Source organism: Rhodococcus sp. 14-1411-2a, from assembly GCF_002259485.1.
GTDB lineage: Bacteria > Actinomycetota > Actinomycetes > Mycobacteriales > Mycobacteriaceae > Rhodococcoides.
In genome coordinates, this window is record NZ_NPGA01000020.1 from 794,895 (window position 1) to 815,676 (window position 20,782).

The 20,782-nt window shown below is 64.8% G+C and carries 20 protein-coding genes and 1 tRNA gene; 11 read left to right on the forward strand and 10 right to left on the reverse strand.

All coding sequences use genetic code 11. The annotated features are described in order from the left end of the window. Positions 1-46: 46 nt before the first annotated feature. The 4 genes from ftsE to prfB form a co-directional block, all read right to left on the reverse strand. On the reverse strand, positions 47-736 hold the full coding sequence (gene ftsE, locus CH291_RS24720; RefSeq protein ID WP_027496574.1) for a cell division ATP-binding protein FtsE: 690 nt from the start codon (positions 734-736) through the stop codon (positions 47-49). An 86-nt stretch (positions 737-822) separates the two neighbouring features. Next, positions 823-1,269 (reverse strand): hypothetical protein, encoded by a 447-nt coding sequence (locus CH291_RS24725; RefSeq protein ID WP_094688835.1) that lies wholly within the window; start codon positions 1,267-1,269, stop codon positions 823-825. Beyond that, on the reverse strand, positions 1,266-2,165 hold the full coding sequence (locus tag CH291_RS24730; RefSeq protein WP_068045937.1) for a mechanosensitive ion channel family protein: 900 nt from the start codon (positions 2,163-2,165) through the stop codon (positions 1,266-1,268). Before CH291_RS24730 ends, CH291_RS24725 begins: the two co-directional genes overlap by 4 nt. A 38-nt stretch (positions 2,166-2,203) precedes the next feature. Next, positions 2,204-3,316, reverse strand: a complete 1,113-nt coding sequence (gene prfB, locus CH291_RS24735; protein ID WP_068045939.1) for a peptide chain release factor 2 — start codon at positions 3,314-3,316, stop codon at positions 2,204-2,206. Between the two features lie 92 nt (positions 3,317-3,408). Between prfB and CH291_RS24740 the strand changes: the two genes are divergently transcribed. After that, positions 3,409-4,200, forward strand: a complete 792-nt coding sequence (locus tag CH291_RS24740; protein WP_068045900.1) for an inositol monophosphatase family protein — start codon at positions 3,409-3,411, stop codon at positions 4,198-4,200. Between the two features lies 1 nt (position 4,201). Here the strand turns inward: CH291_RS24740 and CH291_RS24745 are convergent, their stop codons facing one another. Next, positions 4,202-4,576 carry a DUF1304 domain-containing protein gene (locus CH291_RS24745; protein WP_094642286.1) on the reverse strand — a complete coding sequence of 125 codons (375 nt, stop codon included), beginning with the start codon at positions 4,574-4,576 and terminating at the stop codon, positions 4,202-4,204. Between the two features lie 142 nt (positions 4,577-4,718). Between CH291_RS24745 and CH291_RS24750 the strand changes: the two genes are divergently transcribed. The 4 genes from CH291_RS24750 (at position 4,719) to CH291_RS24765 (ending at position 9,221) form a co-directional block, all read left to right on the forward strand. Next, positions 4,719-6,128, forward strand: coding sequence for an acyl-CoA dehydrogenase family protein (locus tag CH291_RS24750; RefSeq protein ID WP_094642469.1), 1,410 nt, complete (start codon positions 4,719-4,721; stop codon positions 6,126-6,128). Between the two features lie 45 nt (positions 6,129-6,173). Beyond that, positions 6,174-7,394, forward strand: a complete 1,221-nt coding sequence (locus tag CH291_RS24755; protein ID WP_068045941.1) for an acyl-CoA dehydrogenase family protein — start codon at positions 6,174-6,176, stop codon at positions 7,392-7,394. Between the two features lie 185 nt (positions 7,395-7,579). Continuing rightward, a complete protein-coding gene (locus tag CH291_RS24760) occupies positions 7,580-7,924 on the forward strand; it encodes a YciI family protein (protein WP_068045944.1) in 345 nt (114 codons plus the stop codon). A 16-nt stretch (positions 7,925-7,940) separates the two neighbouring features. Beyond that, the gene (locus CH291_RS24765) at positions 7,941-9,221 is read left to right on the forward strand and encodes an RNA polymerase sigma factor (protein WP_094688836.1); all 1,281 of its coding nucleotides are present in this window, start codon (positions 7,941-7,943) and stop codon (positions 9,219-9,221) included. On the opposite strand, the gene CH291_RS24770 is transcribed toward CH291_RS24765, so the two are convergent. Next, positions 9,194-9,739 (reverse strand): GNAT family N-acetyltransferase, encoded by a 546-nt coding sequence (locus tag CH291_RS24770; RefSeq protein ID WP_256980967.1) that lies wholly within the window; start codon positions 9,737-9,739, stop codon positions 9,194-9,196. The genes CH291_RS24765 and CH291_RS24770 overlap by 28 nt on opposite strands. 16 nt (positions 9,740-9,755) lie before the next feature. On the opposite strand from CH291_RS24770, the gene CH291_RS24775 reads away from it, so the two are divergent. Beyond that, on the forward strand, positions 9,756-9,998 hold the full coding sequence (locus CH291_RS24775; RefSeq protein ID WP_231893691.1) for a hypothetical protein: 243 nt from the start codon (positions 9,756-9,758) through the stop codon (positions 9,996-9,998). A 42-nt stretch (positions 9,999-10,040) separates the two neighbouring features. Here CH291_RS24775 and CH291_RS24780 read toward each other — a convergent pair whose 3' ends face one another. Together CH291_RS24780 and CH291_RS24785 are read right to left on the reverse strand one after the other, a co-directional pair. Beyond that, positions 10,041-10,556 carry a putative immunity protein gene (locus CH291_RS24780; RefSeq protein WP_068045955.1) on the reverse strand — a complete coding sequence of 172 codons (516 nt, stop codon included), beginning with the start codon at positions 10,554-10,556 and terminating at the stop codon, positions 10,041-10,043. A 109-nt stretch (positions 10,557-10,665) separates the two neighbouring features. After that, positions 10,666-10,742: transfer RNA gene (locus CH291_RS24785), tRNA-Met, on the reverse strand. 504 nt (positions 10,743-11,246) lie between these two features. On the opposite strand from CH291_RS24785, the gene CH291_RS24790 reads away from it, so the two are divergent. Next, entirely contained in the window at positions 11,247-11,810 is a 564-nt protein-coding gene (locus tag CH291_RS24790; RefSeq protein WP_068045957.1) for a transglycosylase family protein, read from the forward strand. 147 nt (positions 11,811-11,957) lie between these two features. On the opposite strand, the gene CH291_RS24795 is transcribed toward CH291_RS24790, so the two are convergent. Continuing rightward, a complete protein-coding gene (locus tag CH291_RS24795) occupies positions 11,958-14,918 on the reverse strand; it encodes a UPF0182 family protein (RefSeq protein ID WP_176460494.1) in 2,961 nt (986 codons plus the stop codon). Positions 14,919-15,194: 276 nt separating this feature from the next. On the opposite strand from CH291_RS24795, the gene CH291_RS24800 reads away from it, so the two are divergent. Then, positions 15,195-15,773, forward strand: coding sequence for a PPA1309 family protein (locus CH291_RS24800; RefSeq protein ID WP_176460511.1), 579 nt, complete (start codon positions 15,195-15,197; stop codon positions 15,771-15,773). 13 nt (positions 15,774-15,786) lie between these two features. Here the strand turns inward: CH291_RS24800 and CH291_RS24805 are convergent, their stop codons facing one another. After that, positions 15,787-16,812: a YlbL family protein gene (locus CH291_RS24805; protein WP_068045962.1), complete on the reverse strand. Its 1,026-nt coding sequence runs from the start codon at positions 16,810-16,812 to the stop codon at positions 15,787-15,789. A 146-nt stretch (positions 16,813-16,958) separates the two neighbouring features. On the opposite strand from CH291_RS24805, the gene CH291_RS24810 reads away from it, so the two are divergent. The 3 genes from CH291_RS24810 to CH291_RS24820 all read left to right on the forward strand — a co-directional run bounded on the left by CH291_RS24810 (position 16,959) and on the right by CH291_RS24820 (position 20,774). Then, a complete protein-coding gene (locus CH291_RS24810; protein ID WP_094688838.1) occupies positions 16,959-18,356 on the forward strand; it encodes a zinc-dependent metalloprotease in 1,398 nt (465 codons plus the stop codon). 122 nt (positions 18,357-18,478) lie between these two features. Beyond that, positions 18,479-19,372 carry a hypothetical protein gene (locus CH291_RS24815; protein ID WP_068045965.1) on the forward strand — a complete coding sequence of 298 codons (894 nt, stop codon included), beginning with the start codon at positions 18,479-18,481 and terminating at the stop codon, positions 19,370-19,372. A 91-nt stretch (positions 19,373-19,463) separates the two neighbouring features. Then, a complete protein-coding gene (locus CH291_RS24820; RefSeq protein ID WP_068045967.1) occupies positions 19,464-20,774 on the forward strand; it encodes an ABC1 kinase family protein in 1,311 nt (436 codons plus the stop codon). Positions 20,775-20,782: the final 8 nt, after the last annotated feature.

The following is a 20,782-nucleotide window of genomic DNA, read 5'->3' on the forward strand; positions in this document are numbered from 1 at the left end:
TCGATTCGTTCGGTCGTGAAGTCCGATAGGTCCTGGTCGGGTGTCGTCAGCGACCGACGCCGTAGACCCCGCGGGCCTCGTCACGAACGACTCGTCCGTTGTCGAGTTCGACGACGCGTCGGCGCATCGAATCGACGATGTGGTTGTCGTGGGTGGCCATCAGCACCGTGGTGCCGGTGCGGTTGATGCGCTCGAGCAACAGCATGATGTCCTGACTGGTATCCGGATCGAGGTTTCCGGTCGGCTCGTCCGCGAGCAGCACGAGCGGACGATTGACGAACGCCCGAGCGATGGCGACTCGCTGCTGTTCACCACCGGACAGCTCGTTGGGCAGACGATCCGACTTGCCGCCGAGTCCCACGAGGTCGAGCACTTCGGGGACGGTGCGCTTGATCATCGAGCGCGGCTTGCCGATCACCTCGAGGGCGAACGCCACGTTCTCCACGACGGTTTTCTGCTGCAGCAGACGGAAGTCCTGGAACACGCAGCCCATGCTCTGCCGCAACCGCGGGACACGACGGGCCGCCAACCTGTTGACATGGAAGTCGGCGACATGGATGTCGCCGGAGGTGGGCGTCTCCTCCTTGAGGAGCAGCCGCATGAACGTCGACTTCCCCGAACCCGATGGGCCGATCAGAAACACGAACTCGCCTTTGTCGATGGAGACCGTCACCTTGTCCAGGGCGGGCCTGGTGGAGGTCTTGTAGGACTTGGAGACATTCGAGGTGCTGATCACGGGTCGCCAGTGTAGTCCTTACTCACCGGTAGCTGCCGGAACCGCTCGGGCGTCGCGGCGAGTCCCGAGAGACGGTAAAGGCCGACTCAGCGCGCGGATGTCGGCGCAGGTTGGCTGGGTATCAGCGACTGGATGGCCGGCGGAATCGGCACGCCGAACGGCGCGGTCGTCGTCGGTGGCACAGTCGTCGTGGTTGCCGGCTGACCGGATCCGTCGACGCTGTCCGATCCATCCGGGTCGGTGGTGGCCGTCGGCGTGGGTGAGACCGTCGTGCTCGTGAAACTCGGCTCCGTGGTTTGCGGCTGGGTGTACGGGGTGAGCTCGCCTGGGTCCACAGCAACCGGGCCCTGAACCTGTTCGCTGTCCCTCTCGGCGATCTCGGCGCTGACCTGGCCGTACCAGAGACCGGTGAGCACGAAGCAGATGCCGAACGCGACGGTGGACGTCCGGACGCGGCCGTAGATCTTTGCCGGGATGCGCCACTGTCGCCAGTTCCGCTGCGGGTGTTCGGTTCCGGTCTCCGTCGTGCTCACTGTTCCTCCCTCCGGTCTCGTCCCGACGCATCCGGTGCGACCCCGGCCGTACTGACGTCGGGAGCAACACTGATGCCCTCGGGGCGCAGTGCGGCAGCCACCCGGACACGAAGTTCTCGTCCCACCTGGAACTGCTTGCCGGGCAATGTTCGCGCCACGAGACGAACGTTGACCTGGCCCACCTCGATGCTCTCCACGCCCATCACGGTCGGTTCGTCGAGCAACAGGGGCCGCAGCCGGGTGTCCGCGAACGCGTCGCGGCCGACTGTGCGGAGCAGTGCGTTGACCTGGGTGAGATCCGCTGTGCTCGGCACGGGAACGTCGACGACGGCGCGCGCCCAGTCCTTCGACAGGTTGATCGCCTTGACGATCTGCCCGTTCGGCACGGTGATGACCTCGCCGTCGACGCTGCGCACCCGAGTTACTCGTAGCGTGACGTCCTCGACGGTGCCCTCGGCGTCCTCGGCCGAGCCGTTGACGGCGATCTGCACGACGTCACCGAATCCGTACTGACGTTCGGTGATGATGAAGAACCCGGCCAGAATGTCCTGGACCACGCGCTGAGCTCCGAAACCGAGTGCCGCGCCGATGACCGTCGCGGGTGCCACCAGCCCGCCGACGCCGAATCCGAAACGCCTCAACACCTCGATGGTGACCAGGATGTAGATGAGGGTGACCACGACCCAGGTGATGACCTGGGCAAGGGCGTGCCGATGCTTGGCGGCCTCGGACCGCACGAGCGCATCGCTGTGCTGGTAGTTCTGGTCGATGCGGGCAGTGATCCGCGACCCGGTCCAGGTGACGAAGCGCGCGGCCAGAAGCCCGCCGAGGATGTACAGCAGTATGCCGAGGGCATTCTGCTTCAGGTCGAGCGTCGGGTTCAACCAGCTCGTCATCGGATCGTCGGAGCGGAGCCTGCGCAATGACCGGTCATCTACTGCTCCCCCCGCATTCGCCATCGAATTCCCGATTCCAGGAATCCGTCGATGTCTCCGTCGAGAACAGTAGACGGATTGTTCACCTCGTACTCGGTACGCAAATCTTTGACCATCTGGTACGGGTGCAGTACGTACGAGCGCATCTGATTTCCCCAGGAGCTGCCGCCGTCTCCCTTGAGCGCGTCCATCTCGGCGCGTTCTTCCTTGCGCTTGACCTCGAGCAGCTTGGCCTGCAGCACTCGCATGGCCGATACCTTGTTCTGCAGCTGCGACTTCTCGTTCTGGCAGGTCACCACGATCCCCGTCGGGATGTGCGTCAACCGAACGGCGGAGTCGGTGGTGTTGACCGACTGCCCACCCGGCCCGGACGAGCGGTACACGTCCACGCGAATGTCGTTCTCGGGGATCTCGATGTGGTCGGTGGTCTCGACGACCGGAAGAACCTCGACCTCGGCGAAGGACGTCTGGCGTCGACCCTGGTTGTCGAACGGACTGATCCGCACGAGCCGGTGTGTGCCCTGCTCCACCGACAGCGTGCCGTACGTGTACGGGGCCTTGACCGCGAACGTCGCGCTCTTGATGCCGGCTTCTTCGGCGTAGGACGTGTCGTAGACCTCGACGCCGTAGCCGTGCTTCTCGGCCCAGCGGATGTACATGCGCATCAGCATCTCGGCCCAATCGGCAGCGTCGATTCCGCCTGCACCGGAACGGATGTTCACCAACGCGTCGCGCGCGTCGTACTCACCGGACAGCAGGGTCCGTACTTCCATGGCTGCGATGTCCTCACGGAGCGACGCGCGTTCGGCGTCGGCATCGGCGGTGGCGGATGCGGCGTCGTCACCTTCCTCACCCTCGGCGAGCTCGTACAACACCGGCATGTCCTCGAGGCGCTGACGGAGCTCTTCGACGCGGCGCAGCTCGGCCTGCGCGTGGGACAGCTGGCTGGTGACCTGCTGAGCGTGTTCCTGGTCGTTCCACAGGTCCGGTGAGGCCGCCTGATGTTCGAGTTCGTCGATGCGTCGCCGCAGTTCCTCGACGTCGAGAACAGACTCGACGGTGGAGAGAGTGGTGTCGAGCTCGGCGAGGTCTGCAGAAACGTCGGGATGCACGAGAGTCAAGGTTACCGGCACGCGAACCCGAACCCGACCGCCCCCGAGCAACACCGGGCACAGTCGGATGTGTCCGTCGTTAGTCTTACGCGGTGACCGACTACTCCGAGGATCTTTCTCTCGCCCTCCGACTCGCCGACGAGGCCGACGCCATCACGCGGCGGCGATTTCTCGCCATGGACCTCTCGGTGGATTCCAAGCCGGATCTGACACCGGTGTCGGACGCGGATCTGGCCGTCGAGACGACGATCCGCGGCGTGCTCGGAGCGCAACGCCCTGCCGACGCGTTGCTGGGCGAGGAATTCGGCGGCACTGCAACGTTCAGCGGACGCCAGTGGGTCGTCGATCCCATCGACGGCACCAAGAACTTCGTCCGTGGCGTTCCGGTGTGGGCGACGTTGATCGCGCTGCTCGACGACGGAATACCCCGTGTCGGCGTGGTGAGCGCGCCCGCCCTGGGCCGACGGTGGTGGGCAGCACTCGATCTGGGAGCCTGGACGGCATCGGACGGGGGCACCCCGCGCCGGATCGAGGTCTCGAAGGTCGATTCGCTGGCGTCGTCGAGTCTGAGTTTCTCGAGCCTGAGTGGGTGGGCGGACCTCGGCATCAGGGATCGTTTCCTCGATCTGACCGACGCCGTGTGGCGGGTTCGCGGCTACGGCGACTTCTTCTCCTACTGCCTCGTCGCCGAGGGGGCGGTCGACATAGCCGCAGAACCCGAGGTCTCACTGTGGGACCTGGCCGCACTCGATGTCCTCGTGCGCGAAGCCGGAGGCAGTTTCACCGCGCTCGACGCCACGGCAGGCCCGCACGGTGGCAGCGCCGTGGCCACCAACGGTCTACTGCAACACCAGGTCCTCGCGCACCTGTCCCCCAGCGCCTGAATCACGCCTGGAGAACTGCAGCCAGGATCAGCGCGATCAGCGGTGTGATGCCCTGGACGAATGCGGGCCGGAAATACTTCGCACCGCCGGTCGCCAGAACGATCGCTGCGCCGACGATGCTCGCGCACGCGAAGTAGACGACGGCGTCGCCTGCGGACCCGCCCACGACGAGTCCGACTGCGATCCCGACAGCCAGAAACAGGTTGTAGAAGCCCTGATTGAACGCCATCGGCTTCACGACATCGGCGTCGTGCTGGCTTGCGACGCCGAACTTGGCCCAGATGACCGGCTTCGACCACAAGACACTTTCCATGACGAAGATGACGACGTGGAGGGCCGCGGCGATGGCGGCGAAGACCTGGGCGATCGGGTGCACGGACGTAGCGTGCCATACCCCTCGTCGCCGGAGGCAACGTTCGGTTCGCCGGCCTCCTGGAAAGGTCAACTTACTCGACAGTAGACAGCTATCTTACTCGGGAGTAAGATCTGTGGAGTCCGTGCCCGACGCCGAGGAACTGGTGATCATGAGCAAGCAAGACAGTGTGGTCGACGCGAAGGCCCCGAAGGTGCCCCGCGATACTTCTGCAGTTGGCCTCAATCCGTTCAAGCGGGATGCGATCGGAACCGCCATGCGCGTTCTGACCGCCATCACCGGATCGGAACTGGCGGAGAAGTACAACCTCCGCCAAACCATCGACCGGGTGACGTACGAGAGCACCAAGACCGGGTTCAAGACCCTCGGCGCTGCCAATCGCACGTTCGCCAAGGTCACCGGTGGCGGCAAGCCCAAGCGTCTCGACGACGGCGCTGCCAAGAACCTGAGCTACTTCGACCTGACGCCCGACGACGAACAGCGCATGATCGTCGAAACGGTCAAGGAGTTCGCCGAGGAGATCCTTCGCCCGGCTGCGTTCGACGCAGACCACAGCGCCTCGTCGCCCGAGGATCTGGTTCGGCGCTCCGCCGAGCTCGGCATCACGCTCATCAACGTTCCCGAGGAACTCGACGGTGCCGCCACCGAGCGTGGCGCTGTCACCAACTCTCTCGTCGCCGAGGCACTCGCCCATGGCGACATGGGGTTGGCACTGCCAATCCTCGCGCCCAGCGGCGTCGCCGTCGCTCTCACCCAGTGGGGCACCGACGCGCAGCAGAAGACCTACCTCCCGGCCTTCGTCGGTGAGAAGGTGCCGAATGCAGCAGTGGTCGTCAACGAGCCCCGCGCACTGTTCGATCCGTACGCGTTGCAGACCAAGGCCGTTCGCTCGCCCAGCGGCTACAAGCTCAACGGAGTCAAGAGCCTCGTGCCTGCTGCCGGCAGTTCCGAGCTGTTCGTCATCGCCGCAGAACTCGAAGGCCGTCCGGCATTCTTCATCGTCGAGTCCGATTCCAAGGGCCTCGTCGTCGAAGCCGACCCGAGCATGGGTCTGCGCGCAGCCGGCCTGGGCCGCCTGATCCTGACCGACGTCGCGGTTCCCGAGTCGGCCCTGCTCGGCGACGGTGACGCAGACCAGCGTGCCGCCGAGTACAGCGCTGCGATCGGCCTCGCGCGACTCGGCTGGGCATCGCTGGCCGTCGGTACGAGCCAGGCCGTACTCGACTACGTCATTCCGTACGTCAACGATCGTGTCGCCTTCGGTGAGCCGATCAGCAATCGCCAGGCCGTGGCATTCATGGTCGCCAACATCGCCATCGAGCTCGACGGCATGCGGTTGGTCACGTTGCGCGGCGCTTCGCGGGCCGAGCAGGGACTGTCGTTCACTCGTGAATCGGCGCTCGCCCGTCGACTCGCCTCCGAGAAGGGCATGCAGATCGGTTCCGACGGCGTGCAGCTGCTCGGCGGTCACGGCTTCACCAAGGAGCACCCGGTCGAGCGTTGGTACCGCGATCTGCGGTCCGTCGGCGTCGCCGAGGGCATCGTTCTCATCTAGCTCGCCGCCCCGAATTTCCATGGCACTCACCCAAGGACATACACGATGATCAATCTTGAACTTCCCAAGAAGCTTCGGGCGCAGGCGAATCAGGCTCATCAGGTCGCTGCCGAGATCTTCCGCCCGATCTCCCGCAAGTACGACCTCGCCGAGCACGAGTACCCGGTGGAACTCGACACCATGGCGTCGATGGTCGAAGGCATGTCCGACGCCGGTGGCGAAATCGGCGGAGCCGCCGGTGGCCGCGAGAAGGACAGCGAGTCGGCCAAGCCCAGCAAGACCGCGAACGCCAACGGCGGCAACATGTCCGCTCTGGTGAACGTGATCGAGACCTGCTGGGGCGACGTCGGCCTCACCCTGTCGATCCCCTACCAGGGACTCGGTAACTCGGCCATCGCCGCGGTGTCCACCGACGAGCAGCTCGAGCGCTTCGGCAAGGTGTGGGCTTCGATGGCCATCACCGAGCCCGGCTTCGGTTCGGACTCCGCAGCTGTCACCACCACCGCCGTCCTCGACGGCGACGAGTGGGTACTCAACGGCGAGAAGATCTACGTCACCGCCGGCGAGCGTTCCACCCACATCGTGGTGTGGGCCACGGTCGACAAGTCGCTCGGCCGCGCGGCCATCAAGTCGTTCGTCGTCCCGCGAGACGCTCCGGGCCTCTCGGTCGCCCGCCTCGAACACAAGCTGGGCATCAAGGCGTCCGACACCGCAGCCCTGCTGCTCGAGGACTGCCGCATCCCGAAGGACAACCTCCTCGGTACCGCCGAAGTGAACGTCGAAAAGGGCTTCGCCGGCGTCATGCAGACGTTCGACAACACCCGTCCCCTGGTGGCAGGCATGGCGATCGGCGTCGCACGTGCGGCTCTCGAAGAACTGCGTTCCATCCTGGTGGACGCCGGAGTCGACATCTCCTACGAAACGCCCGCCTACAACCAGCACGCGGCGGCCGCGGAGTTCCTGCGCCTCGAAGCGGACTGGGAGGCAGCACATCTGCTCGCACTGCGTGCGGCGTGGATGGCCGACAACAAGGAGCCCAACTCCCTCCAGGCCTCGATGTCCAAGGCCAAGGCCGGTCGCTCGGCAGTCGACATCACCCTCAAGGCAGTCGAATTGGCCGGCACGTACGGCTACTCAGAGCGCCCGCTTCTCGAGAAGTGGAGCCGCGACTCCAAGATTCTCGACATCTTCGAGGGAACGCAGCAGATTCAGCAGCTGATCGTTGCTCGCCGCGTACTCGGAAAGTCGTCGGCAGAATTGAAGTGACACCTGGCTCGTCGTCGAGCCGAAGAGTAACCGCTGAACGGCACCGGACCTTGCGTCCGGTGCCGTTTTTCGTGTGTGAGAAAGAAAAATCGGGAGCCGGTGTCGATATCGTGGTCTGTCGAACGTCGTCATCGTGTACGGCGACTCGCGCCGCGACACCGAGGTACCGACCCCAGGAGCGCATCATGAAGTACATCCTCTTGATCAACGCAGACACCGCGCCCGGAGCAGCACCGGGCTGCAGCAGTGTCGAGGACTGGATGACCTACGAGAAGGAGATGAAGGACGCGGGCGTTCACGTCTCCGGTCACGCGATGGTTGATCTCACCACGGCCACGGCTGTGCGCGTCGACGCCGCCACCGGAGAACGCAGTGTCACCGACGGACCGTATGCCGAATCTCATGAGGTTCTCGGTGGCTACGACGTCATCGACGTTCCCGATCTGGACGCTGCACTCGAATGGGCGGCCCGATGCCCGGGCTCCAAGGACGGCGGCTCGGTGATCGTACGTCCCCTTGCAGAATTCTGACCTGCGGGACCGTTCGATGAGCGAGTCCGATGTTCATCGAGCTCTCGACTCGGTCTTCCGCGCCGAGCGCTCGATTCTGCTCGCCTCGCTGGTGCAGCGGTATCGCGACCTCGACCTCGCCGAAGAAGTGACCTCGGACGCCATCGAATCGGCCCTGAAACACTGGCCGGTCGATGGTGTCCCGGCCAAGCCCGGTGCCTGGTTGCTCACCACTGCCCGGCGGAAGGCAGTCGATCGCTTGCGGCGCGACCAGACCCTGGCCGCGAAAGTCGGGGTGCTGCAGGCGGATACGGATCGTAGCGAACCGAGTCGCTTGAATTCGCTCGACGAGACCCTGCCCGACGACCGACTGCAGTTGTTCTTCACCTGCGCGCATCCTGCCCTTGCCGCCGGTGACCGGCTCGCACTGACTCTTCGATGCCTGGCCGGTCTCACCACCGGTGAGGTCGCCCGGGCTCTGCTCATCCCCCCGGCGACAGCAGCGCAGCGAATAGTGCGAGCCAAGAACAAGATTCGGGCCGCACGGATACCGTTCCGTCTCCCGGGCCCGGACGAGTTGGCAGGCAGGGTCCCGATGGTGCTCGAGGTGATCTATTCGATCTTCACCGAGGGCTATTCGGCGACGTCGGGTGATCACGTCGGACGAATCGATCTCACCGACGAGGCCATCGGGATGGGCCGTCTCCTGTACGCCGCATTGCCGACGGAGTCCGAGGTGTTGGGTCTACTGGCGCTGATGTTGCTCGTCGATGCCAGACGCGACGCGCGAACCGGACCGGACGGTGAGATCGTCTTGTTGGCCGACCAAGACCGTCGACTCTGGAATGCCGAGTTCATCGCCGAGGGTAGGGAACTCGTGGTCGAGGCTCTCGGCGGCGGCCGGAGCGGTCCTTACGCTCTACAGGCTGCCATTGCTGCACTGCACGACGAATCACTCGACGCCGACAGCACGGACTGGCCTCAGATCGTTGCCCTGTACGACGTACTCATGACGCGGGCACCGAGCCCGATCGTCGCGCTGAACCGGGCGGTTGCGCTGGCGATGCGCGACGGTCCCGCAGCCGGTCTGCACGAATTGGACCTGCTTGTCGACGAGCCGTCCCTACGCCGCTATCACCCGTATCCCATGGCGAGAGCAGATCTGCTGCAACGACTCGGCAGGTTCGAAGAGGCGGCAATCGACTATCGACGAGCGTTGGATTTCGCCCGAACCGCACCGGAGAAAAGCCTGCTTCGCGCTCGGCTCGCGGAGGTGCGCGCGTACCCCGGTCAGGCCGACAGCACCACGTCCACCTGATCTGCAGTCAACGCGCGGTCTGAGTACACCAGGCGTACTGCGTCGACATCGGGGTTGCCGACGTCGGGTCCACGGGCGATCAACTGCAAGCCCGCGCGCTCGGCCACTCGGGCCGACGCGACGTTGTGTTCGAGGAGGTACGCCACGATCGGCAATTCGGGCTCGGTTCGGTGCGCACACTCGACTCCGATCTCACACATCTCCGTTGCGTACCCGTTGCCCTGTGCGTCGGGATGGAGGCGATACCCGAGATTCCAGAAGGTGTTCCGCCGCTTCGAGCATCCGCCGTAGCCACTGATCGTGCGGCTGCCGCGCTCACGAATGATCCACGTGGACAGTCCATCCCGCCGCCACTGCTCCGCCCAGCTCTGCAACATTCGTTCGGTTGCACCGGGATCGGTGTGTCGCAGGCTCGGGAAGTGCGTCCACGACTGCGGGTCGCTGCAGATCGCGTACAGCTCATCGAGATCCGTGCCGACCGGCTCGTCGAGATCGAGACGCGAGGTTCGTGTTGGCACACCATGGATCCTAGGGGTGAAGAAGTCTGGTAGACCGGTGGTACACGATCGAGCGAAGGGTGTCACCGTCATGGCCGAGTGGATCAAGAAGATGGAAGAGAACGCGAAAGGCCTCATCGCCGAGGCAGAGCAGGAACTGACCGCACTCGAAGGCGTGGACACCGTCGACCTCACTGCCGATGATGCGGACGACGAGGGCGGCCCCGCCCCTTCCGAATCGGTCACCAGTGACGATGCCCGCGAGCAGATCACGGACTGAACTCCCGATACGGACCGGTCGACCGCGACCGTACTGGACGGCTCAACCGTCGAACAACGACCAACAGATACTGCTTCTTCTCTCCTGGTCTTCCAGCACCAGTTTTCGCACATTGTTCGGGAGCCGGTCGCGCTGCCATTCGAGTTCCTTCAGACCTGCACTCGGCTCCAGGCCGTCACGCGCGGCCGCCCGAGCTGCCTTGATGGCATAGGCGGCCGCTCCGAGGTCGTGTTCGGGTACGTGTGCCACACAGGCTGCCTGCCCCGCAGCGTATGCGGCGAAGCGAGCGCAACCGTGCAGCGGCCGTGCCGCACCCATGGCGTGCCCGCCGAGGGCGCGGGTGGCCATCATCGCGAGCTCGCCGCGCGTCCACCCACGAATGCCCTCGATTGCCTCACGCGGCCGCGGGTCGGAAGGTTCGAGCTCCTCGAACAGGTGGAGAACATGTTCGGCACACTCGGCCGCCCAGAGCGCGAGGCTCCGATGGTCGTCGTCGGACAGAAGGCCGCCGCGATGCACGGTGATGAGGCGCGGATCTCGGACGGCGGGGAGAATCATGCGAGGCGAACCTTCCGGTATCGAACGTGCAGACTGCGGCCGAGAGTCCGTTCCGGACCCATCCGAGCACGCAAAAAGACCCAGGACATATGTCCTGGGTCTTCTTCAGTGGTAGCGGGGACAGGATTTGAACCTGCGACCTCTGGGTTATGAGCCCAGCGAGCTACCGAGCTGCTCCACCCCGCGTTGCGTCTATGAAGTTACTCCCGTGCGTACAACCAATGCAAATCACGTGACTTCTCCGCGCTCTCGCGCACCCCGAACGAGTACACCGCGACGCGTCACGGCACGCGTTTATCACGCCGAACGCCGCAGAAAATAGTGCTCCGCGTCTCTTTTGAGGCGTGTTTCGAGTCACATAACGTTCGGGTTACGAAGTAGAAACATTAGCGCCACGAGCTGGTCTGAACTGCGGAAACACCCCCTCGCGTCCCACTATGTGGACATCGACTATCCCATTCCGGCTCAGTGACGGTGAACGGATCCTCGACTACCTTCACGGACGGCCCTAAACCGCTGGGCCTGCACCACCCCGCCGCTCCTTTCGCTCTGCCCCGCGGGTGTGGTCCCCAAGACGTACGGGGGCAGAGCCGCGACGATACGAAGCGCCTGGTCACCCATCGCCATCCACACCGGCGAGGTGATTGCAGGCCAGTCGCGCCAGTCGAGCGCGGAGAGGATTCACCCCGAATGACCACACTGAACAATGTTGGCAAGCGCGCACTCGGATTGGCCGTCATCGCAGGTGCCGCTGTAGCAATTCCCCTCGGCGTCTCCGCCGGAACCGCCAGCGCAGCCCCGAACAACTGGGACGCGGTCGCACAGTGCGAGAGCGGTGGCAACTGGAGCATCAACACCGGAAACGGCTACTACGGTGGCCTGCAGTTCTCGCAGAGCACCTGGACGGCCAACGGCGGATCCGGATCACCGGCCAACGCATCAAAGGCCGAGCAGATCCGCGTTGCGGAGAACACCCTTCAGACCCAGGGACCGGGCGCATGGCCCGTGTGCGGTCAGCAGCTGAGCAAGGGTGCCTCCGCTCCCGCGCCCGAGGCAGCTCCCGCACCGGCACCGCAGCCGGCTCCCGCACCGGCACCGGCACCGGCCGTGGCTCCCGAGGCCGCAGCGGCCACGCAGGCTGCACAGGGCGCGTTCGACGCGGCGTCCAAGCTGGCCGACCAGTACGGCTTGAGCACGCAGTTCCAGCACTTCGTTGCTGCCAACGCCCCGGTGCTCGCGCCCATCGGACGCTGATCACCCGGCAGTTCGTCGAACTGCCACTCACCTAGGCGTTGTACCGCTGTACCGCGTGAACGAGCCAGGTGACGAACGACGAAAGAGCCGCCTCACCATTCGGTGAGGCGGCTCTTTCGCTCGGTCAGCGGGCCGTGGCCCTACCGATCAGTTACCTGCCTGGTTGTAGGTATCGACGGCGGTCTGCAGATCCTCCAACGCAGTACCGAGCTCCGCGAGATTTCCGCTCTGCTGCGCAGTGCGCACAGCCGCGAGTGCCGAATTCAATTCGGACACGGCCGCATCCCTGGTCGTCGAACCGCCGGTGGCCGGCGCCGGAGTTGCCGCAGGCGTGCCACCGTCGGACGGTGCGGTCTCCGGCACGGCACCGGGCTGCGCGGTTCCGTCGGTCTCACCGGGTGCGGTGACAGTGCGTCCGGCACCCGCTCCGAAGACCTGCTCGATCGCTTCGGGCAGCGTCGCGGCGTATCCGACGCGACCCTCGTAGGAAACCAACACTCGAATCAACTGCGGATACGCCGACGCCTCGTTGGTACGAGAGGCGTACACCGGTTCCACGTAGATCAATCCGCCGTCGCCGACCGGGAGGGTCAGCAGGTTTCCGAACTCCACGGTGTTCTCTCGGCGCACGATACCGAGACTCTCGGACACGTCGGTCGTGGTCGTCATCTGGTTCTGTACCTGATTCGGACCCTGCGTGGATGTATCCGTCGGCAATCTCAACACGGTGATCTTGCCGTAGTTCTCCGGATCGGAATCCGCACTGACGTACGCGCCCAACACCTCTCGGCGGTAACCGACCAACGCACTGGTCAGCTGGAACGACGCCTGATTCTCCTGGTTCGAGATATCGGATGCGACGACGTAGTACGGCGGCTGCTTGGCCGCGGTGTTCTCTGCGGTCGGGTCGGTGGGAACCTCCCAGAACGCGTTGTTGGTGAAGAACTCTCGCGGATCGTTGACGTGGTACTTGGTCAGCAGTTCACGCTGGACCTTGAACAGGTCTTCCGGGTAGCGGAAGTGATCGCGCAGTTCGTCGGACACCTGGTCCTTCGGGATGACGGTTCCCGGGAACACGCCTTCCCATGCCTTGAGAACCGGATCGTTCTCGTCCTGCTCGTAGAGCTTGACGGTGCCGTCGTAGGCATCGACGGTGGCCTTCACCGAGTTTCGGATGTAAGACACCTCTCGGCTCGGCAGCGCACGTGTCGTCGTCGACTCGATGCTGTCGGCAGTGGCGTCCTCGAGCGACATGCGCTGGGCGTACGGGAAGTTGTCCAACGTGGTGTACCCGTCGATGATCCAGACGAGCTTGCCCTCGACGATCGCCGGGTAGGTCGATCCATCCGTGGTCAACCACGGTGCGACCTTCTGTACGCGGTCGCGGGGGTCACGGTTGAACAGGATCTTCGACTCGTCCCCGATCACGCTCGAGAACAAGATGTTGCGCTCGGCGTACTTGCTGGCGAACACGAGTCGATTGAAGAAGTTACCGACGTCGACGCCTGCGGCACCGGTGTAGGTGTAACTCTTGCTGTCGGTGTCGTACTCGCGGGGCTCGCCGGTGGAACCGACGATCGAGTAGTCGGCATCGGAGTTGGCGATGACCGGGCCGAAGTAGATGCGCGGCTGATCCAGGTCGCCGGGTCCGTCCTTGCGGATGGTGCCCTCGGAATCGTTCTCGATCCAGTTGACCTGGTAGTTCGGGTAACCACCGCGTCCGCCGCTGGACTCGTCTGCGACGGCCTCGTCGACGGAGTTGGCCGGCGCTGCGACGAAGCCGTTTCCGTGTGTGAACACGGTGTGGCGGTTGATCCAGTCCCGCTGGTTCGCGTCGAGCGTCTGCGGTGAGATCTCGCGGGCTGCAACAACGTAGTCGCGCAGGTTGCCGTCCGCATCCGGGTACCGGTCGACGGCCAGCGTGTCGGGGAACCCGTAGAAGTTACGGATCTGACGCTGCTGGGTGAAGGTGGGCGCGAGGATGTTGGGGTCGAGCAAACGAATGTTGGACATCGTGGCCGACTCGGACGCCACCTCGCCGGGGCTCAATGCCGCTTCACCGGAATAGTCCCGATAGGTGACCACGTCGTCGTTCAAGCCGTACGCGTCCCTGGTTGCCGCGATGTTCCGCTCGATGTACGTGCTCTCCTTGTCCGCCGCGTTCGGGCGCACCGAGAACTGTTCCATCACCAACGGCCAGACGGCACCGATGAGGATCGACGACAGCACCAACAAAGCCGTGGCCAACGCCGGGATACGGAGATCACGCAGGAATATCGCTGCAAAGAAGGCGATCGCACAGATGACGGCGATTGCCAGCAGGATCAGTTTGGCCGGCAACACCGCGTTGATGTCGGTGAAGCTGGCACCGGTGAACGTCGGCTCCTTGCGACTGCTCGACAGCAGCGTGTACCGATCGAACCAGTACGCGATGGCCTTCAGCAGGACGAAAGTACCGGCCAGAACCGCGAGTTGAATCCGCGCTGCGCGAGTGAGTGCACCCTCGCGCCCGGCGAGACGAATTCCACCGAACACGTACTGCGTCACCAGGTTCGCGAAGAAGGCAACCAGGACGGCGACGAACAGCCAGTTGAGGATGAACCGGTAGAACGGGAGGTCGAACGAGTAGAAACCGACATCCAGATTGAACTGCGGGTCGGTTATGCCGAAGTCGCCGCCGTGGATGAACAATTGCACGGTCGCCCAATTGGTCTGGGCGATCATGCCGGACAGGAACCCGAACACCACAGGAATTCCGATGCCGAACAGGCGCAGTCGGCTCATCACCGTGGTGCGGTATCGCGCGATCGGATCGTTGGGCCCGGCGACGGGCACGAACACCGGACGGTTGCGGTACGCCACCGCCAGAGCTGCGAACACGATGAGTCCCACAACCAGGGCGACGACGAAGAAGATCACCAACCGCGTCAGCAGAGTGGTGGTGTACACGCCGCGGAAGTCGACTTCGCCGAACCACAACCAGTTCGTGTACACGTCGATCAGACGGGGACCGATGAGTAGCAAACCTGCTGCTACCAAGGCCAATACGAGCAAGATCCGGCTGCGCCGCGACAAGGACGGCATACCGGTGGGGGGCCTCATGCCCACGAGCCACACTCCAACTTCGGGCGACGCCGACCGGCGCCGCAGATGACTTCGGCGGCGCACTCGCCGTGCGCCGCATGTCCGTTTCGCCCTACTGTACGTACGTTGATCCTACGGCTGCGACGCCCGTACCGCGGCCACAGCGGACCGCAGGTCAGGAGCCTCGCATCCGAGGAACCATCCGAATGCGAGGATAGTGCGGTGAGCAACGACAGCGACGGACTGCCCGGCCGAGACGATTTCGGTGTCGAGTTCGACCCCGAGACGGGTGGACAGGATGTGGCCGACGCCTTGGCGCGGTGCGCGCGGGAGGTGGCGGACTTCGTCGATGCCGGCGGATGGCACCAGGCACCCCAGATGTTCGCCTTGGTGCCCACAGCCGCACTCGCCGCAGCCGAGCCGGGACTGCTCGACGATTTGGCCGACGGCGCTGCCCTGACTCCGATCCAACAACATTCGCTACCCGAGGACATCACCGGCGGCTCCCCCGCCCTGGACGAGTTCCTGGCCACCTCCACGTGGCCCGAGGGTGTCGTCGGATGCGCCTTGGTCCAAGAGATCGTAGTTCTTCCCCCGGCAGCCGAATCGACCCTCGACGATGCCTTGATCCCGCTGCTCGCCGATCCCGATGCGGCCGACCAGGCCGCTCGCTCGGCTGCCGAGAACCACCCCGAGAAACGAGATGCGCGATTGATCGTCGCGGTCCTCAAGGACGGTCCGTCCCTGACTCTTCTGCAGTTGCACCCGGACGAGGACGCCGATCCATTCGCACCCATCGACCTTCGCATCGCGGAGGACCTGGCCCCCAACGTCGTGCACGGTCTCTACGCCACGTTCGACGCCGTCGACGACGACTAGCGACAGGGCTGGGTCAGCTGCAGGACGGCACGTCGCCGCCAGAGCCGATCGCCTGCAGCGAGTCGATTGCACCGTCCAACGATTCGACACGCACCAGCCTGAGGCCGTCGGGGACGTTCTGTTGCGCCTCACCGCAGTTCGCATCCGGTACCAGGAACGTGGTGGCTCCGGCTTCACGGGCGGCGATCAGTTTGTACGGAATGCCGCCGATGGGGCCGACCGTGCCTTCGGCGTCGATGGTCCCCGTCCCCGCGACGAACTCTCCGTTGCTCAGCTCACCGGGACTGAGCTTGTCGACCACGGCCAGGCTGAACATCAGTCCGGCCGACGGTCCACCGACGTCGGCAAGGTTGAACGTCACGTCGAACGGCACGTCCGGCTGCTCCTCGGGCGTGACGCCGAGGTATCCCAACGCGTCGTCGTCGGGCCGGGCTTCGAGCACCACCGAATCCGTCCGCGTCGTGCCGTCCCGGACGTACTCGATATCGATGGAATCACCCGGGGCCCTGGAGCTGACCGCCTCGCGGACCGCGGACGCCGTGGAAACAGGGGCTCCGTCGACCGAGACGAGCGTGTCCCCCACGTTCAGCACGCCGGCAGCGGGCCCGTCATCGGCCACACTCGCCACCGCGAGCGTCACCGGCAGATCCAGATGATGCAGCGCGGCGAGTTCGGCGCTGGACTCCGACTCCTCGAAGTCCGCCTGATTGCCCTCCTGCACTTCTTCCTTCGACATGTCCGGCGGGTAGACCTCCTCGCGCGGAACGAGTCCCTGCCTGCCGCTGGCCCAGAAGCCGAGTGCCTCGAACAGATTGAGCTGATCGCGCACGGCCACGGTCGTCATGTTCAAGTGGCCCGCGGTGGGGTCGACCTCGGTTCCGTCGATCTGCACCACGGGTACCCCGTCGACGTCACCGAGAGTGTTGTACGTCGGGCCGGGGCCGAGAGCGGCGAACGGAACGGTGACGACCGAGCCCGTGACGCCCAGCACCACCACAGGTACCAGCGCAGCGACAAGAGTGGCGATCCTTCGGTTCACTCCGTAGACACTAGATCCGAATACGGTCGACGGTGCAGACCGCCCCTACCGAGTACGTCCGCGCCGACTTCTCACGGCTCGGACTGTTCGCCGTCAGCGTGACGATCCACCACTCTCTACGTTCGTCGGGCTTGTACCGTTGAGTCATGAGCAATTTTGGTTTCGGTGCCTCCGACGACGACCCGGACAAGAAGAAGGATCCGGACGGCTCGGGCAACCCTGCCGGTTTCGGCTTCGGCGGCGAGGGATTCGACCCCGCACAGCTGGGCCAGATGCTCACCCAGTTCGGCCAGATGCTCAGCGGCATGGGAGCTGCGGGCGGAACCGGGTCGGGGCCGGTGAACTACGACCTCGCCAAACAGCTCGCACGTCAGCAGATGGGCGATTTCAGCCCGGTGTCGGCAGGCGAACGTGAGGCCATCACCGACGCCGCACACCTGGCCGAACTGTGGCTGGACGGGGCGACGACATTGCCGGCCGGTGCTACGAAGACCGTTGCATGGACACCGGTCGATTGGCTCGACAACACGATCGACACATGGAAGCGCTTGTGCGACCCGGTCGCCGAGCAGATCTCGGGCATGTGGACCTCCGGCCTGCCCGCCGAAGCGCAGCAGATGGCAGGTCCGATGATGGGCATGCTGACGCAGATGGGCGGGATGGCGTTCGGCTCGCAGCTCGGCCAAGCACTCGGCCAGCTGTCCAAGGAGGTGCTGACCTCCACCGACATCGGCCTGCCCCTCGGACCGTCGGGAACAGCGGCGTTGCTGCCGTCTGCCATCTCGTCGTTCAGTGAGGGACTCGAGCAGCCCGACCGTGAGGTGTTGGTGTTCCTCGCCGCACGCGAAGCCGCCCACCAGCGGCTGTACAGCCACGTTCCGTGGTTGCGGCAACGGGTTCTGGCCACCGTCGAGGAGTACGCGCGGGGGATCAGGATGGACTTCTCGGCCATCGAGGAGGCCGCCGCAGGACTCGACCCGTCCGCGTTGACCGACCCGTCGAAGATCGAGGCGATCCTGCAGCAGGGTGCTTTCGAGCCACAGACGACGCCGGAGCAGAAGCACGCTCTCGAGCGTCTCGAGACACTGCTCGCCCTGGTCGAAGGATGGGTCGAGACAGTGGTTGCATCAGCTCTGGGCGACCGCCTGCCCGGTGCCGTCGCACTCGGCGAAACGATCCGACGCCGCCGGGCGTCGGGAGGCCCCGCCGAACAGACCTTCGCGACGCTGGTCGGCCTGGAACTGCGACCCCGCAAGGTTCGCGAGGCCGCCGAGCTGTGGCGTCAGCTCCTCGCCGCAGCCGACGTCGAGGGACGCGACGGTGTGTGGGCACACCCCGATCTTCTGCCGGAATCCTCGGACCTGGACAACCCCGCGGCGTTCATCGACCGCGTGGTCGGCGGTGGAACGTCGAGCTTCGACGACCCGATCGCGCAGCTCGAGGCGATGGAGGCCAAGGAGCGCGCCGAAGCGGCCGAACGCGCCGCGGAAGGCGACGACGAGGGCACCGACGGAGACCCCGAGAAGGGTTCATCCACACCCTGACCCGTCGGGTTCGCGCCACTTCGATCGAGACCGTCGAACGCCTGCTCGGAGGCACTTCCACCCTGTGGATAACGTGCCCTGAGCGGGCGTTCTTCGTTGTCGGCGCTGTCAGAGTGTGTCTCATGATCACACCGACCGTTCGACTCGATCCTGCAGTGGCAATTCTGCCGCGTCGAGACGGCACCGTTCAGTTGGGCTGGAATCCCGAGACCAGCGTCGTCGTCACGCCACCTCCCGGTGCCGAACCGGGCTCGATACTCGAAATACTCCGGCTGCTGGCCGCGGGTCATTCCAGACCTCATATCGTCTGTCACGCAATGACATTGGGACTCTCGGCCAATCGGACCTCGGCGATGCTCGGCGAACTGGAGGACTCCGGGTTGCTGATGCACGGCACGAGAGAACCCGTGGTGCCCGACGCCTCGCCGCATGCGTCGCAGGCCGGATCGGGGACGGTGAAGACCGTCCACCTCGTGGGGCGGGGTCCGATCTCGGACGCGTTGGCCTCCGGTCTGAGTCGAACCGGTGTCACGGTGAGTCGAACGAGTCTGACTCCGACGCGCTATCCGCATTCGGTGGTGAGATCGTGGAACTACGACGTCGTGGTGCTCGCCGACGATCTGGTTGCCGAACCTCGACTGGTGACCGACCTGGTGCGGCTGCGCATCCCACATCTGCAGGTGCGACTGCGAGACGGAAAGGGCATCGTCGGTCCTTTCGTGTTGCCCGGTCGGACGAGTTGCCTGCGGTGCGCAGATCTGACGCGATGCGACTTCGAGCCCGAGTGGCCGCATCTTTCCGCTCAACTGCTCGGCACGGTCGGCCAGGCCAGCAGCGCGACGGTGTTGGCCACGGCAGCGTTCGCGTTCGCTCAGTTGGAGAACCTCATCGGCCGTTCCGACGCCGCGCTTCCCGAGACCGCCGACTGCACCATGGAACTGGACTTCGCAGCAACCGGAACCACCGTGCACAAACGCCTGTGGTCCAAGCATCCTCACTGCGATTGCTGGCACTGACCACACGCGCTTATAGCGAGCTCACCACGACCGATGGGGTCGGCGCGGGGCGGTCCGAGCAATTGTCGGAAGGTTCAGCCATGATGGAGCTGTGTCTGACATACCGCGCCGTGGATCGACTCGTACTGCAAAACTGGCCAGCATTCCCCTCGGGATGGCCGGTCGTGCCGCCATGGGGTTCGGCAAGAAGCTCGCCGGCGGCAATCGTGACGAAATCGATGCGGACATGGCCGCGAAGGCAGCCGAACAGCTCTTCTCCGTTCTCGGGGAACTCAAGGGCGGTGCCATGAAGCTCGGGCAGATGCTCTCGGTGATGGAAGCGGCCGTTCCGGAGGAGTATTCGGAGCCGTACCGCGAGGCGTTGACCAAACTGCAGGCGCAGGGCCCGCCCATGCCCGCGAAGACCGTGCATCGGGTGTTGGACCAGCAACTCGGAACTGCGTGGCGGTCACGTTTCCTCGATTTCGACGACACTGCGATCGCGTCGGCGAGCATCGGACAGGTGCACCGCGCAACCTGGGCCGACGGACGCGATGTCGCGGTCAAGATCCAGTACCCCGGCGCGGACGACGCATTGCGCTCCGACCTCAAGACGCTGTCGCGGTTCGCGAACCTGTTCAGCACGGTGCTCGCGGGCACGGACGTCAAGCCGGTGCTCGAAGAATTGACGGCCCGTACCGAGGACGAGCTGGATTACCGTATCGAGGCCGCGAACCAACGTGCCTTCAGCAAGGAATTCGCAGGCGACTCGCAGTTCGCGATTCCCAAGATCGTCGCCAGTGCTCCCAAAGTCGTTGTCAGCGAATGGATGACCGGCAGGCCGTTGGCCGATGTGATCGCGAACGGGACGGCCGAGGAACGTAACCGGGCGGGCGAACTGCTCGCGTTGTTCGCATTCGTGTCCCCGGCGCGCGCGAAGTTGCTGCACGCCGACCCTCATCCGGGCAACTTCATGATGCTCGACGACGGACGCATGGGTGTCATCGACTTCGGTGCGTGCGCTCCGATGCCCGACGGTCTCCCGCCCGTCCTGGGTCGTATGGTCTCGCTCGCCCGCGACGAGAAGTTCGACGAGCTCGTGGTGTTGTTCACGGAGAGCGGCTTCGTGGTGCCGGGCCGAACGGTGACAGAGAAGGAGATCGAAGACTATCTGCGTCCCTTCACCGATCCGATTCACACCGAATCGTTCCACTTCACCCGGGCCTGGCTGCAGAAGGCCGCGGGCACCGCTGCAGATTTCAACAGTGCGCAGTTCCGCACCGTTCGGGCACTGAACATGCCTGCGGAATACGTGATGATCTTTCGCGTGCTGGGCGGGCTGGTCGGAATCTGTGCCCAACTCGACGCCTACGCGCCGTACATGGCGATCCTCACCGAGTGGATGCCCGGCTTCACCGACTGATTCGTTCG

Excerpts from the sequence above, each read along its gene's own strand:
- CH291_RS24730 (WP_068045937.1), bottom strand. The coding sequence starts at position 2,165 with ATGACGAGCTGGTTGAACCCGACGCTCGACCTGAAGCAGAATGCCCTC.
- CH291_RS24790 (WP_068045957.1), top strand. The coding sequence starts at position 11,247 with ATGACCACACTGAACAATGTTGGCAAGCGCGCACTCGGATTGGCCGTC.
- CH291_RS24755 (WP_068045941.1), top strand. The coding sequence starts at position 6,174 with ATGATCAATCTTGAACTTCCCAAGAAGCTTCGGGCGCAGGCGAATCAG.
- CH291_RS24765 (WP_094688836.1), top strand. The coding sequence starts at position 7,941 with ATGAGCGAGTCCGATGTTCATCGAGCTCTCGACTCGGTCTTCCGCGCC.
- CH291_RS24760 (WP_068045944.1), top strand. The coding sequence starts at position 7,580 with ATGAAGTACATCCTCTTGATCAACGCAGACACCGCGCCCGGAGCAGCA.
- CH291_RS24810 (WP_094688838.1), top strand. The coding sequence starts at position 16,959 with ATGAGCAATTTTGGTTTCGGTGCCTCCGACGACGACCCGGACAAGAAG.
- CH291_RS24815 (WP_068045965.1), top strand. The coding sequence starts at position 18,479 with ATGATCACACCGACCGTTCGACTCGATCCTGCAGTGGCAATTCTGCCG.
- CH291_RS24780 (WP_068045955.1), bottom strand. The coding sequence starts at position 10,556 with ATGATTCTCCCCGCCGTCCGAGATCCGCGCCTCATCACCGTGCATCGC.